This window comes from Hwanghaeella sp. (genome assembly GCF_965227365.1).
Lineage (GTDB): Bacteria > Pseudomonadota > Alphaproteobacteria > UBA8366 > Aestuariispiraceae > Hwanghaeella.
The window spans coordinates 1,074,966-1,088,429 of sequence record NZ_OZ245754.1 but is presented as its reverse complement, the minus strand read 5'-3'; the positions used below and the strand labels follow the sequence as shown (position 1 = coordinate 1,088,429).

12 protein-coding genes are annotated in these 13,464 nt (G+C 60.3%); 5 read left to right on the top strand and 7 right to left on the bottom strand.

The window, feature by feature from the left end:
- Positions 1-209: 209 nt before the first annotated feature.
- From ACQK2G_RS04885 to ACQK2G_RS04870, 4 genes are all read right to left on the bottom strand, one after another.
- The gene (locus tag ACQK2G_RS04885) at positions 210-812 is read right to left on the bottom strand and encodes a DUF1013 domain-containing protein (protein WP_425403903.1); all 603 of its coding nucleotides are present in this window, start codon (positions 810-812) and stop codon (positions 210-212) included.
- A 359-nt stretch (positions 813-1,171) separates the two neighbouring features.
- Positions 1,172-1,738 (bottom strand): PAS domain-containing protein, encoded by a 567-nt coding sequence (locus ACQK2G_RS04880; RefSeq protein WP_425403902.1) that lies wholly within the window; start codon positions 1,736-1,738, stop codon positions 1,172-1,174.
- 227 nt (positions 1,739-1,965) lie between these two features.
- The gene (locus ACQK2G_RS04875; RefSeq protein ID WP_425403901.1) at positions 1,966-2,487 is read right to left on the bottom strand and encodes a phasin family protein; all 522 of its coding nucleotides are present in this window, start codon (positions 2,485-2,487) and stop codon (positions 1,966-1,968) included.
- A 220-nt stretch (positions 2,488-2,707) separates the two neighbouring features.
- Positions 2,708-3,433 (bottom strand): hypothetical protein, encoded by a 726-nt coding sequence (locus tag ACQK2G_RS04870; RefSeq protein ID WP_425403900.1) that lies wholly within the window; start codon positions 3,431-3,433, stop codon positions 2,708-2,710.
- A 347-nt stretch (positions 3,434-3,780) separates the two neighbouring features.
- Between ACQK2G_RS04870 and ACQK2G_RS04865 the strand changes: the two genes are divergently transcribed.
- The 5 genes from ACQK2G_RS04865 (at position 3,781) to ACQK2G_RS04845 (ending at position 8,380) form a co-directional block, all read left to right on the top strand.
- Positions 3,781-4,968 (top strand): serine hydrolase, encoded by a 1,188-nt coding sequence (locus ACQK2G_RS04865; protein WP_425403899.1) that lies wholly within the window; start codon positions 3,781-3,783, stop codon positions 4,966-4,968.
- A gap of 258 nt (positions 4,969-5,226) precedes the next feature.
- Positions 5,227-6,039: an alpha/beta fold hydrolase gene (locus ACQK2G_RS04860; protein ID WP_425403898.1), complete on the top strand. Its 813-nt coding sequence runs from the start codon at positions 5,227-5,229 to the stop codon at positions 6,037-6,039.
- 180 nt (positions 6,040-6,219) lie between these two features.
- Entirely contained in the window at positions 6,220-7,020 is an 801-nt protein-coding gene (locus tag ACQK2G_RS04855; protein WP_425403897.1) for a 1-acyl-sn-glycerol-3-phosphate acyltransferase, read from the top strand.
- A gap of 73 nt (positions 7,021-7,093) precedes the next feature.
- On the top strand, positions 7,094-7,822 hold the full coding sequence (locus ACQK2G_RS04850) for a haloacid dehalogenase type II (protein ID WP_425403896.1): 729 nt from the start codon (positions 7,094-7,096) through the stop codon (positions 7,820-7,822).
- Positions 7,823-7,957: 135 nt separating this feature from the next.
- Positions 7,958-8,380 carry an ion channel gene (locus ACQK2G_RS04845; protein WP_425403895.1) on the top strand — a complete coding sequence of 141 codons (423 nt, stop codon included), beginning with the start codon at positions 7,958-7,960 and terminating at the stop codon, positions 8,378-8,380.
- Between the two features lie 33 nt (positions 8,381-8,413).
- Here the strand turns inward: ACQK2G_RS04845 and ACQK2G_RS04840 are convergent, their stop codons facing one another.
- From ACQK2G_RS04840 to ACQK2G_RS04830, 3 genes are read right to left on the bottom strand one after another with little or no spacing between them, the layout of a single operon-like run.
- Positions 8,414-11,488, bottom strand: coding sequence for an efflux RND transporter permease subunit (locus tag ACQK2G_RS04840; protein WP_425403894.1), 3,075 nt, complete (start codon positions 11,486-11,488; stop codon positions 8,414-8,416).
- Positions 11,485-12,594, bottom strand: a complete 1,110-nt coding sequence (locus tag ACQK2G_RS04835) for an efflux RND transporter periplasmic adaptor subunit (protein WP_425403893.1) — start codon at positions 12,592-12,594, stop codon at positions 11,485-11,487. Before ACQK2G_RS04835 ends, ACQK2G_RS04840 begins: the two co-directional genes overlap by 4 nt.
- Positions 12,595-12,627: 33 nt before the next feature.
- On the bottom strand, positions 12,628-13,464 hold the full coding sequence (locus ACQK2G_RS04830; RefSeq protein ID WP_425403892.1) for an SDR family NAD(P)-dependent oxidoreductase: 837 nt from the start codon (positions 13,462-13,464) through the stop codon (positions 12,628-12,630).

Here is a 13,464-nt window from a genome sequence, read left to right as displayed (position 1 = left end):
TTGGATTAACAGCATCGATTGAAAGGGGTGTGATGCGCTATCGCAGGATCATTTCCGAAAGTGGGAGAATTGCGACCGACGACCATGCTTGCAGCCCTTCTTCGACCGCGGCTTCCATGCGAAAGAATAAGGGCGGCAGATGCCGCCCCTTTGGAAACCCGATTGGAAGACTGATGGGGATTTGACCCCGTCTTCAGCCCTGAACGGGGTTATTCCAGGCCTTCCCAACCGGGTGCGGCTTCGGGTTCTTCCTCGAAGGTTTCCTGGATCGGCTGTTCCAACGGCTTGCGGCCCGCCTTGATTGCCTTCTGGATTTCGATCGACATTTCCTCCTGCCGGCACAGGCCGAGTTCGACCGGCGAGCGCGGACGCAGGTTGGAGGAATTCCAGTGCGACCGATCCCGGATCGCCTGAATTGTCGGCTTGGTCGTACCGATCAGACGGCCGACCTGGGCGTCGCTCAATTCCGGATGGTGGCGCAGCAGCCAGGCAATGGCGTCCGGCTTGTCCGCCCGTTTGGACACCGGCGTGTAGCGCGGGCCTTTCTGGCGGATCACCGGCTCCGGCAGGTCTGACACCAGCATTTGCAGACGCGCGGTGACGTCCGTCTCGCACCGGTCGATTTCTTCCTGCGTCAACTGGCCATTGGCGATCGGATCCATGCCCTGCATGCCCGTCGCGACTTCGCCATCGGCGATCGCCTGGACTTCCAGGGAGTGAAGTCCCGTGAAATCGGAAATCTGATCAAAGGTGAGGGTCGTGTTATCGATCAACCAGACCGCCGTCGCCTTCGGCATCAAAAGTTTCGCCATTATTACTCTCCTCGATACTCGCTGGTTCGTTCTGGTCGCCAGCGCTTTGCACGTCAGGCTCGGATCGAATTCGGTTCTGCTCAACAGTGCGGCTTTCCTTCGGGCAACAGACCGGGTTCCTGGAGAGAGGTCCGCTCCCATCGGGCGCCCCTGCGTCCCCAAGACCCACCATAACATGCATCAATTGGTTGGGATGGGACGCGATATAGCATCGTGGTTGCGCATTTGAAAAGGCATTTGACATAAGCGTGAGCGCCGTTTTCGGGCCATGTCCGCATTATCGGCCGCATAAAGGCGGCCGCACCCGGAAAATGCGATTTCATCGGACGAAACGAACGAACGGGTGTTTGCGGTCACGCTTACATCAATTCAGCACAGGGAATGACGGTGACGTCGTCCCAAACCGGCGGTGTTCGCTCCCTGTCGTCCTGGCGATAAGGATAGACACTGAGGCCCATCGTGTAACAAACCGCGCCGTCCGGATCGGCAAGCGGAAGCACCAGGCGCTCCGCGATGACCTTGTCCTGGTGCGGCTTGGCGGCCGCGACTTTTCCGTATTGGATGCTGGGCGTTTCGATAATCGTCTTCCATCGCCGCAACGCGGCGGGATGCGCCGATTGGCCAACGATGTCACGGAACTGAACGCCGCGCAGGGATTGGCCCCAGGCATCGTTGATCCGTTCCCCGGAAATCCGGCAAACGAAATCGCCCACCGCCTCCTCGTACCGGTAGACCCAGACATAGGGCAGGATGCTCAAGATGCTGTCCGGCGTAAGGTCCGATTTCAACGGCACCAGGGCACCCCGCCGCGCGTCGAGCCATGCGCCCAGCAACAAAGCAATGTGCTGATGCGCGCAGCGCACAAATCGCAACGGGCCGTGTTCGCCGGCCAGATCCCCCGCAAAGAACTCGCGCTTTTCAACCACCTGGAAGCTTCTCTTCCTGTTTCCTACAGCCCCTCGATGGCCTCCCGCGTCGAGGTAAGCATATCCAGATAACGATGATAGTGGAATACGGCTTCCTCGCCGCCGGCGGAACCCCGTTTCTCCGGAGCCGGTCAAAAAGAAACGGCCCGGAAAATCCGGGCCGTTCTCTGGCGATCCGGCTATTGGGCCGGACCGAACCGATCGGATACGGTGTTAACCGCGCGCCCTTAGGCGGCCAGCGGCTTAACCATCCGTTCAACCGTGGCGTTCATGTGCGCCTGAACCGGTTCGAACGCTTCGGTCGCAACCTTGACGCCGATTTCGTTCAGCTTGCCGCTTTCGCTGACCATGTTGTCGAACGTGGTACGGGCAAAGCCGGACTGGATTTCGACGAACTCGTTGAGGGACTTCGCGGCCAACAGAGCCTTCGCGGTCTCGGCGCCGGCATCGGCCGACGACTTGACGAACGCGTAATAGGCTTTGCCGAATTCTTCCGAACCCTTGACGACGGCGTCGTTGAACTTCGACATCACGTCGAAGGAGTCCTTGCCGTAGGTGGCGAACTCGTCATAGCTCTTCAGCGCGGCGTTGGAGGCCTTTTCGACCTGTTCCTTCGTCGCGGCGACAGCCTGCTCAACTTGTTCCTTCGTCGCGGCAACAGCCTGTTCGACAGTCTGCTTTCCAGCCGCAACGGCTTCGTCGATATGCTTGGCGTCGACCTTGGCGGCGCCGGCCTTCTTGCTGGTCATAACAACAATCTCCTGGTTTTTTTTGACGCCGTGCTTCGGCGTGGTCTCATCGCTAAATGATGCCGGACCCGCCGGCGGCGTATCTGGGTAATCTAGATACATCCGAATGCTGCAACGCAACATTCATGACGGATATATAATATCCCGCGGATATAAGTCAAGCGGTTATTGTGCAGTGCACAAAACTATAAAACTCTTTATTTTTTAAGTAGTTGAAGGCCTATTGGGTCTTATCCTGGCCATAATTTTGACCAAGAATCACGCGATCTTCACGCAAATGCAAAAAATAGTGGTCGTAGCCTTGTTGCCGCTCGGGGTTGTAGTCCCGCACGGTCAGGCGCTTGCCCGGCGGCGGGCGATTGACGGGGATGCCCGTGATATCGTTGCCGAACAAGCCTTCCGGAAAAGTCAGCGCGAGGAAGTCCGGGTCCGGGTTCACCCAGGCCCGGTACGTGAAGGTCCCGTCGAGACAAGCCCCGACCAGCCAGAAATGCCACTCGGTCATCAAATCCGACGGCGGGTCCGACTTCGCGGCGGCAAGGTCATGCTGGAACGCGTCGGAAATCCGTTCGGCCTCCCCCCCGGACAAGCGGACCGTCATATCCGTCGGATTGAAAAGCCGCGTAATGCTGTCATCCAGCCGGATTTCGTCGATCCGCGGTTTCGGCGTCAGCACCCGGCTCCGCAAACTGCCGTCCGCCGCGTCCAGGTCGTAGACCCGCACCTGTTCCGCCCGATTGGCGTTCAGCACGAATCTGATCCGGTCCGGCTTGCCGGCGTCGCAGGCCCGGCGGATATCCCCGGCGCTGATGAAATCTATCCAGGTCGCTCGGCGCAGAACCGGGTTGTCGATTTCCCCGGTTGAAGAGGCCGTGCATCCGGTGAGAAAAACCGTGCCAGCAAGCGCCGTCAGCACGGCAAAACTTCGGAACCGAAACGCAATCATAAAAAAAACACCCTTCATCCAATACCGAACTCAACATAGCGCAACCGCGCCGTCCCCAGGAATAGGTCGGTTCGTCGCGCCGATGAACAGTTTCGTTATCTACGAAAATGCGCGCTAAAGACTGCAAGAATCCTTTAGCCGTAAATGCCTGTAGCCTGATATTCGTCCTTCGTGTGGACTGATTCGAGTGATTCGGTTATAAACGATTTAGTGATAGAATTCGTAAGACGGACCGCAGACTAGGGAAGTAAAAAGGTTAGACTATGCGCTGCAACGCCAAGTCAAAATTGGGGAAGTCTCTTTCGGTCTTTCTGTTGGTCTTATCCATGATTGGGCTCGTATCGGCTATGAGTCCTGCGCAGGCGAAATACTCCGCGCTTATCATGGAGGATTCCACAGGCAAGATCCTTCATTCACGCAACATCGACACATTGCGTCACCCCGCCTCGCTGACCAAGATCATGACCCTGTACATGACCTTCGAAGCGTTGCGCGAAGGCCGCTTAACGATGGACCAGGAATTGAAGGTTTCGCGACGGGCCAGTCGCATGCCCTCCAGCAAACTGGGCCTTGGCCGGGGCGAGACGATCAAGGTGCGCGACGCGATCATGTCGCTCATCACGAAATCGGCGAACGATGTCGCCGTTGTGGTCGCGGAAGGGATCGCGGGAACGGAAGCCAAGTTCGCGGAGAAGATGACCGCGAAGGCACGCGCCCTGGGCATGTCGAAGACGACGTTCCGGAACGCATCGGGCCTGTACCACAAGACGCAGAAGAGCACGGCGCGCGATATGGCCAAGCTGGCTCAGGCCATCATGCACGACTTCCCGGAATACTACGGCCTGTTCGATACCAAGTCCTTCACCTACCGGGGACGGAAGCACAAGAACCACAACAATCTGCTGGGCCGCTACACCGGCACCGACGGGATCAAGACGGGCTATATCGGCGCGGCCGGTTTCAATCTCGTCGCCTCGGTGACCCGCCACAACGTGCGCCTGATCGGCGTCGTCTTCGGCGGCCGCACCTCCAAGTCGCGCGACAAGCAGATGATGGCATTGCTGGACGATGCCTTTCTTGGTTACGAGGCCGTGGCCATCCGTGCGCCGCGCAAGCCCGACATGCCCGATATCGGCGGCACTCAGATCGCCGGCGGCGGCCAGAAGAACCCCTTCCTTCAGCGTGTGAACACCGCGCTCAGCATTGCTGCGCAGGCGGCCGAGCCGCCGCGGGCGCCGGTCTTGACGGCCAGCACCGCCCCGATGGGCGAATGGTCCATTCAGGTTGGCGCGTTCCGCAGCAAGTCGCGGGCCCACGGCGCCGCCGAAACGGCCCAGACGAAACTCGGCTCACTGGTTGAAACATCCATGCTGGCCGTGGTCCCAACCCGGGGCTCCAAGCCGCTCTATCGCGCCCGGATCGCCGGCCTGCAGAAGCAAACCGCCTTTGCGGCCTGCAACAGCATGAAGCAACGCCGCCAGGACTGCCTTGTCCTTGGCCCGAAGGACGCCCCGCAGCTGGCGGAACGCCAATAAGACGGCGGACAGGTTCGGCCGCCCCGCCCCTTTCATCAGATTGAAGGGGCGGGCCGCCGCCCCCACTCCTAATAAGGGCGATTTCGCCGCGCCATCGGTTGCCCCCTACCCATTGGAATGAGACCTGTTCCCGCATCCGGTGTAAGTCCGGCCGGTTAATTCTTCCCATTGTCCCTGCCCGTCCGCAAAATTGCCGGACGGAGAATCCATCGGGCCCCAGGCCCGGCAGAACAATCATTGGGTCCACGGGAGGAAGAATTGTCGCTACTGGAAATCGACGCCAAGAACGCCCTTTATTACGAGTATGATCCACCGACCGCGCCGGACGGGAAGACCTTCGTCTTCATCAATCCCATCACCGGTGATTGCGCGCTGTGGCAGGGGCAGATCGGCCCGGCGCTGCGCAAGGCCGGGCACGGCACGCTGGTCTACAATTTCCGTGGTCAGGCGAAGAGCAGCTTTGATCCCGACATCGCCCTGGACGAAAAGCTGATTACTGCCGATCTGATGCGGGTCATCTCGGCCCTAAAGATCGACGCGCCGATCCTCGTCGGCTTGTCCATCGGCGGTTTGTACGCGATCCGCGCCCATGCCGAAGGGCTAAGACCGGCGGGCATCGTACTGATCAACACCCTGCGCAAGATGTCGCCGCGCATCGATTGGATGAACCGCATGTGCGTCCGTCTGATGCAACAGGGCGGCCCCACCCTGCTGCGCGACGTCGCGTCCCACGTCATCACCTCGGAGGCGACCCACGCCGCCATGATCGACGACATCTTCAACAACCCGTCCGCCTACCAGGGGCTGGAAGAGACGGAAGGCTTCATGAACCTCGTCACGCATATGGCGGAAACCAGCTGGGAAATGGATCTGACCGGTATCGACCTGCCGGTTCTGGTGACCACCGGTTATCAGGATCGCGTGTTCTACAATCCGAAGGATGTCGACGACCTGTTCGCGCAACTGCCGCAGGGCATCCGTCTGGATATTCCGCATGCCGGTCACATGATCCCGGCGGAACGGCCCAAGGAATTCATCCTGGCCCTCATGGGCTTCGCCGAGATCATCTAGAATTGCACCGGGCGGAGCGTCCAGGCGTCTCGCTTTCCGCTCCGCCCGGCCGGCTCTCGAAGTACGACCGTCCCGTGACCGTTCGATGAAGTTTCGGTTTCAAGCGGTCGCAACCGCTTTACGACACTCTCGAACGGCCTCATCCATACAGCCGTATTATGGATCTATGGAATCTTGGCGATGCGAGAGCCAGTCACCATTACCTATGCCGATCCCAGCATGCCGCCGCTCCATCGGGCGCTCATCAGAACCGTTGAGAAAGTCACCGGCCGCGGCGCCTTGACCGAGCGTTATAAGCGCTATCTGCAGGCGGGGGCGAACCTGACCGGACCGGCCGCCTGGGATCTGGCCGTCAAACAGTTGGGCATCCGCTTCGACGCGCCGGCGACGCCGGCGGTAAGACGGCCCGGGCGCGGCTTACTGCTGGTCGCCAACCATCCCTTCGGCGTCATAGACGGTTTTGTCCTGTCCTGGATCGCCTCGCGCATCGACCCGGATTTTCAGGTTATCGCGAACGGCGTTCTGCTGCAGGAACCCACACTGATGCGTAACCTGCTGCCGATCGACTTCACCGGCACGCGGGAAGCCAACCGGATCAATGTCGCCAGCCGCCGTGCCGCGATCGAACGCCTGCGGGAGGGCGGCGCGGTTGGGATTTTTCCGGCCGGCGGCGTTTCCTGGTCGCAACGCCGCAAGGAGCCGGTCCGGGACGACGTCTGGAAACCCATGACCGGGAAGCTGATCCAGGCCTCCCGATGCGACATCCTGCCAGTCCGCTTCCACGGCCGAAACTCATGGTCGTTCCAGATCGCCAGCCGACACAGCCAGGTCCTGCGCCTGGGTCTGTTGTTGAACGAGGTCCGCAATAAACTCGACACCTGGATCGACGTCGATGTCGGTCAACGCATCGATTTCGAAAGCCTGCCCGATCTCGAACCGGTTGAATTGACTCATTACCTGCGCCAGCGAATGGGCGTCTAGCAGCGGCGCGCTTTCCCCTGTTCCCGATGCCGGGCTTGTGCCAGCATGCGGGCAAAAGACAGGGGGAGCAGACATGTCCGGGAAGAACGCCGCCGATCAAATCAAAGCATTGCTGTTCGACGTCTTCGGAACGGTGGTTGACTGGCGCGGCGGCATCTTCAGGGAAGCCACCGCCTTTGGCGCGCGAAACGGTATCGACCGCGACTGGCAGGCCTTCGCGGATGATTGGCGCGGGTTGTACCAACCGGCCATGGAACAGGTCCGCGCAGGCAATCGCGGTTTCGTTCGACTGGACGTGCTGCACCGTGAGAATCTGGACCAGTTGTTCCGGAAATACGAGATCGCCGGCATCTCGGAGGAAGAGGCCGACCACCTGAACAGAGCCTGGCATCGCCTGCGTCCCTGGGAGGACGTCCTGCCCGGTCTCAATCGTCTGCGCCGACGCTATATCCTCGGCACGCTTTCCAACGGCAACATCGCCCTGATGGTGAATATGGCCCGCAACAGCGGCCTGCCGTGGGACGCCGTGCTGGGGGCTGAGGTCACCCGGTCCTACAAACCGATGCCCGAAACCTATCTCGGAAGCTGCGAAGCGCTTGGCCTTCGGCCGGATCAATGCATGCTGGTGGCGGCGCATAACGGCGACCTTCAGGCCGCCCGCGATTGCGGCATGCTGACCGCCTATGTCAACCGCCCCTACGAATACGGCCCGCACCAGAAGGTCGATTTCGAAGCCACGAGCGACTGGGAATTCATCGCAGAAGACATGGTCGAACTGGCTGAGCAGATGGACTGCCCCTGACCTACTGAGGCCCCATACCGCGGCCGAAAAACCGGCGCGGCCTTTTTACATCCCTGAAACGCGGGTAGTTTCACCCTAAACGTGGTCGATCCGATATGGGATCCGATATGGGATCGACAGCCCGGAGATTTGTGGATGAGCCTGCTTTATTGGTTCTGCTCGTTTGCCTTCGCGATTTTGACCGTGACGTTCCACGTGAAGGCTTTGCATGCGGTGACGCCGCTGCTGGACCGCATGCATGGCGACCGCTTTGCTTTCGTTCACGTCGTTGCGGCTACGAGTTCCATCGTTCTGATGCATTTCGCGGAGATGCTATTGTTCGGCGTCGTCTACATGCTGGTGTCCGAATATGCCCAGGTCGGCCATATCCACGGCGCGGAACATATCCGCGACTATTTCTATTTCTCCGCTTCCAGTTACACCTCGCTGGGATACGGAGATCTTTATCCCACGGGGCCCTTGCGGCTGTTGGCGGGGGTCGAGGCCTTGATCGGCCTGACCCTGATCGGCTGGACCGTGGCCTTCACCTTTCCCTATGTGACCAAGCGCAAGATCTGACGCGGACCGAACCGCCGGCCCATTGTTTTCTGCTCAGGCTTCCTTGCCGTCCGGAAACATTAAGGCGAAAAGCACCGGTACGACCCCAAGGGTTAGCAGCGTGCCGATCCCCAGCCCGAAGGCAATGACGCTGGCCATGCCGTAGAACAGCGGATCGACCGTCACGATCAGCGGCAACAACCCCAGGATCGTTGTTATGGTGGTCATCGCGATGGGCCGCGCCCGCATCATGCAGGCATCGATAATCGCGTCAGTGTTCGATTTACCCGCCGCACGCTCGATATCGATCCGGTCGATCAGCACGATGGCGTTGTTGATGATGATGCCGGCCAGGGAATAGATGCCCAACGTCACCATGAAACCGAACGGCGCCTGCATCAGCAGCAACCCCGCCACCGCCCCGATCGCCGACAGAGGGATCGTCAGGGCAATGATGAGCGGCCGCCGGTAGGACCCGAACTGCGCGACGAGCAGCACGACGATCACCCCCAATACCACCGGCACATTGGCCGAAAGCGCGGTCTGCGCATCGGCGGAGTCCTTGACCACACCGTCATATTCGATGCGATGATTTGGCGGCAGCGTTTTGCGCATCTCCACGATTTCCGCATCGATGACCTGGACCAGATCCTCCGCCGTCATCACCGTGCTGCGCGCCTGCACCGAAACGGTTCGGAACAGGTCTTCCCGCATGATGCGCGCATATTGATTGTCGGGAACGAAATCGGCGACCTGGATCAAGGGCACGGTCACCCCGCGGCTTTGGGAATAGACGTTCAGCGTCCGCATCCGGTCCAGGTTGAAACGCTCCTTGCTTTCCCCCCGGAAGACAATCGGGATGATGTCATCCCCTTCCCGCAGTTCGGTGACTTCCGTGCCGTCGAAATAGCCCTGCATGGAGACGGCGATATCCTCGCTGGTCACTCCTGCGCGGCGGGCGCGTTGCTGATCGACCTGGACCAGGACCTTCATGATCCGATTTTCCCAGTTGTTGCGGATATCGATCGTCCCGGGAAGGGTCGCCAGATAATCTTCGATCCGCTGCGCCGTTCGATAGATGTAGTCCGCGTCCGGCCCGATCACCTGGACCTCGATTTCCGATGAATCGGAAGGTCCCAGGAACATCCGCTTCACCCGTGCTGAGAGATCGAAATGATCTTCGATGAAACCACGCTGCAAGGCCGATATGGTGCTGTCCATATTCTCGGGCTCATCGATATTGAGGACGATGAACCCCTTGTTGTCGGCCGGGTCGATCGGCGCCAGCGACAGGACGAACCGCGGGCCGCCGTATCCGACATATCCGGCATGGCTGACGATGTGGGGAAATCTCTCCCGGTCATCCAGCCAGGCAAAGATATCCTGCATCCGCTGGTTCGTATGCGCCACGGGTGTTCCGGCGGGCAGATCGACATAGACAAGGACTTGCGACCTGTCGGAATCAGGAAAGAACTGCTTCGGCACCTGCCCGAACAGCGAAACCGATCCGACCAGCGCAACGACCATCAGCAGCAGGAATGGAATCTTGAAACGCAGCGCCAGGGCCAGCAAAGCCCCATAGACCGAATACAGCCGTCCCTGCGGTTTTTTCTCGGCACCGGCGTCGCCTGCTTGCGGATCGACCTTGATAAAGGCGTAGCAAAGCAAGGGCGTGGCACAGAGTGCCAGGACCCAACTGGTCATCAGTGAAATAAGGATCACCAGACTGATCGACCGTGTATATTCGCTGGCCATATGCTCCGCCAGCATCAGCGGCAGGAAGACCAGGATCGTCGTCAAAGTTGAGGTCAGCAGCGGCAAGGCCAGTTCGCGCCCCCCACTGATCATCGCCTCGTATCGGTCCATTCCGGTTTCGACCAGCCTGCGCTTGAAATCCTCGGCGATGACGATGCCGTTGTCGACCAGCAGCCCCAGCGCGATGATCAGCGTCGCCAGACTCATGCGCTGCAATTCCATGCCGGAGAGGCTCATGATCCCCAGCGTTCCCAGCATGACACACGGCACGATGGCGCCGACGATCGCACCGGTCCGGACACCCAGGAAGAGCATCACCACGACCAGAACGATCGCGAGCGTCTCCAGCACGTTCAGCGAAACGCCATTGACCGTGGCACGGACCTGATCGGCCTGATAAGTCGCGACCTGCAATTGGTAGCCGACCGGCAGGGACTCTTCGATCCGCTGGATCGCCTCCCGCATGCGCGGCGAATACTCCAGCACATTCTGTCCGGAGAGCATCGAAATCGCGAAGACGATGGCCTGCTCGCCGTTGAAATAGGAAGGCCGTTCCGGCGGATCGGCGAAATCGCGGCGCAGGGAGACGATGTCCTTCAACGGAATGACATCCGCATTGTTCTGCAGGGTGATAAGCGTCTCGCCGATATCCTCCACGCTCCGGTAGTTCCCGGTCGGTTCCAGAATGATCTCCTTGGCACCGACGTTAATATCGCCCCCCGGATGAATGATGTTCTGCTGCTGCAGAGCGGAAATCAGTTCGAAGGGCGATATCCCCAATTGGGCGAGACGCGCATTCGATACTTCTAGGAATACCCGTTCCTCCTGCACACCGAACAGGTCGATCCGTTTCGTCCCCTCGACCAGATAGAGCGTGTCGCGAACATGTTTGGCGACGTCGTACATCAGCCCCATGTCGAAGCCGTCTGATGTCAGGGCCAGCGTGATCATGGAGACATCGCCGCGGTCATCGTCGATGCGCGGGGCGCCGGTGCCCTCCGGCAGGTTTCCGCGCGCATCGGTCACCTTGGCCCGAAGGTCCGTCCAGATATCCTCAAGCGCAAAGTAACGATCCATGATTTCCACATGGATGATCGATACCCCCGTCATGGAGGTGGAGCGGATTTCCTCCACTTGCGGAATCGTCCGGATCGCTTCTTCCAGTTTCTTGGTGATCAGCAATTCCACACGATCGGGCGCCATGCCGGGAAAGCGCGTCGTGACCGTCGCCTCGCGGATGGTGATTTCCGGATCCTCGCGGGCCGGCAGTGTGAAATAGCTGAACGCCCCATAGATCAGTAGGATCGCGATGACCAGGCAAACGAGCTTCTTATGCTCGAAGGCCAGGGCGGTCAGATTGAAACGGGACATCATTGGTTGAACTGCTTCACGCTGGTATCGAACAGTCGAACCTTCTGTCCGTCGCGCAGAAAGCTCACGCCCGCGGTCGCGATAATTTCCCCGGCTTCAAGCCCTGAAGAGATCAGCACCTGGTTGTCGATGATGTTTTCCGTCTGCACCGAGCGGCGGCTGACCGTACCGGTATCCGGATCGAAAACATAGACCAGCGCATCCTGAGCGTTGCCGGGGATGATGGCGGAAAACGGCACCTTCACCGTCTTGCCGGAATAGCCGGTCCGTCCCCGGCCCTCGAAGGTGAAATTGACCTCCACGCTCATGCCCGAGCGCAGCGAGGGATAGTCCGCGTCCAGCGCCAGAGTCACCGGAAAGGCGTTGCTCGTTTCCGCGCGCGGACCGATCTCCGTCACGCGGGCCTTGGCGGTCAGATTGTCGATACCGGCGAAATTGACATCGAAGGTCTGGCCGTCGCTGACTCGTTGGATAATCGTTTCGGGCACCATAACGGAGACTTCCAACCCGCCCTGCCCTTCAATCTCGAAGACGGGCTGACCGGCCGAGACCTGCTGCGACGGCTCGATAGTCCGGCTGGTGATCCGGCCGTCATACGGCGCCAATAGCTTGGTATCGGCCATGTCCCGCTGCATCAACTCGAACTGGGCCTGGGCGATGTCCACATTGCTGCGGGCCGAGTCCAGGGTCGCCACCGCATTGTCCAGCGCGGCTTGAGCAATCCAGCCCTTGTCGAAGAGCTGTTTCTGGCGTCGATAGGTGTTTTCCGCCTCCCGCAGCGCCGCGCTCGCTTCCTGCAAGGCGCCGCGGGCCGCATTGACGTTCAGCCGATAAGGCGCGCTGTCGATTTCCGCCAGCATGTCGCCCTTTTTCACGATGTCGCCCAGCTTGGCGGCAACCGCGGCGACCTTACCGCCGACCTCGAAACTCAGCGACGCGGTCCGGACCGCCTGCAGCGTTCCTGAAAGACGCCGAACCTGTTCCAGGCCGAAGGGCTCGACCGCGATCCAGGCGATGGGGCGAATGACTTCCGGCGCCGGTTCCGCCGCATCATCGCAGGCAGCCAGCAAGGCCAATGTGGCGAGTATCAAAGGGAAACGTTTCATCATGTTCCGACCTGTCCGCCACTATGGGCTACAACGCTAATCCTCGGCTTCGAACCTGGCTTTCCAGTTCGGCTCCCAACGCGAGAGGGGTGGTCTGTTTTCGGTGATGTCGCGCGCCGCCCACAGGATCCTGGCATGGTCCATTTCCACCGTCGTCTCGTCGTCCGGACAAAGAATGTAGAAATCTTGGGCCGCCAAACCGGCGAGCATGAAGTCGATAACCTGCTGGGGCATCCAAGCGCCCGGTTTATGCTCCCGTTTGCCGGTCGTCGTCCAGCCCGGGATCAGCAAATGCGCACTGACACGACAACCGGGCCGGTTGCGCAAATCGTGCTGCAACCCTTCCGTATAGGTTTTCACGGCGGATTTCGTGACATTGTAGGCAAGATTGCCCGGCGGGTTGGTAATGCCCTGCTTGGACCCGACATTCACAATTGCGGCAGGCTCGCCGCGTTCCAGCATGGCCGGCAGAAAGGCGCGCACGCCGCCCTCGACGCCCCAGAAATTGACCGCCATGGCGCGGTGCCAGTCCTCAGCCGTGCCTTCGACACCGCCGCCGACCCGCGTCACTGCATTGTTCATCAGAAAATCGACAGCGCCGAAACGGGCCATCGCCCAATCGCGAAGCACCTCGATCTGCTTGAAATCCGCGACATCCGTCGCGACTGCGTGGACCTTGCCGGCCGCGTCATAAGCGACGGTTTCGGAGGCCTCCGCCAGGTCCTCGGCATTGAAATCCGCCATCACCACGTTCATGCCGCGGGCGGCGAAGGTTCGGCATGCGGCGAGCCCGATGCCGCTGGCCGCGCCCGTCACCACGGCGGTCTTCCCGGCGGCGATGGCGGGATGACTGGCTGCCGGCGTCTCGGTCAT

What these genes read in the sequence shown, in the direction of transcription:
- ACQK2G_RS04855 (WP_425403897.1), top strand. Translation starts at nt 6,220, where the DNA reads ATGCGAGAGCCAGTCACCATTACCTATGCCGATCCCAGCATGCCGCCG.
- ACQK2G_RS04835 (WP_425403893.1), bottom strand. Translation starts at nt 12,594, where the DNA reads ATGATGAAACGTTTCCCTTTGATACTCGCCACATTGGCCTTGCTGGCT.
- ACQK2G_RS04845 (WP_425403895.1), top strand. Translation starts at nt 7,958, where the DNA reads ATGAGCCTGCTTTATTGGTTCTGCTCGTTTGCCTTCGCGATTTTGACC.
- ACQK2G_RS04870 (WP_425403900.1), bottom strand. Translation starts at nt 3,433, where the DNA reads ATGATTGCGTTTCGGTTCCGAAGTTTTGCCGTGCTGACGGCGCTTGCT.
- ACQK2G_RS04885 (WP_425403903.1), bottom strand. Translation starts at nt 812, where the DNA reads ATGGCGAAACTTTTGATGCCGAAGGCGACGGCGGTCTGGTTGATCGAT.
- ACQK2G_RS04865 (WP_425403899.1), top strand. Translation starts at nt 3,781, where the DNA reads ATGAGTCCTGCGCAGGCGAAATACTCCGCGCTTATCATGGAGGATTCC.
- ACQK2G_RS04850 (WP_425403896.1), top strand. Translation starts at nt 7,094, where the DNA reads ATGTCCGGGAAGAACGCCGCCGATCAAATCAAAGCATTGCTGTTCGAC.
- ACQK2G_RS04830 (WP_425403892.1), bottom strand. Translation starts at nt 13,464, where the DNA reads ATGACCGAGACGCCGGCAGCCAGTCATCCCGCCATCGCCGCCGGGAAG.
- ACQK2G_RS04840 (WP_425403894.1), bottom strand. Translation starts at nt 11,488, where the DNA reads ATGATGTCCCGTTTCAATCTGACCGCCCTGGCCTTCGAGCATAAGAAG.
- ACQK2G_RS04875 (WP_425403901.1), bottom strand. Translation starts at nt 2,487, where the DNA reads ATGACCAGCAAGAAGGCCGGCGCCGCCAAGGTCGACGCCAAGCATATC.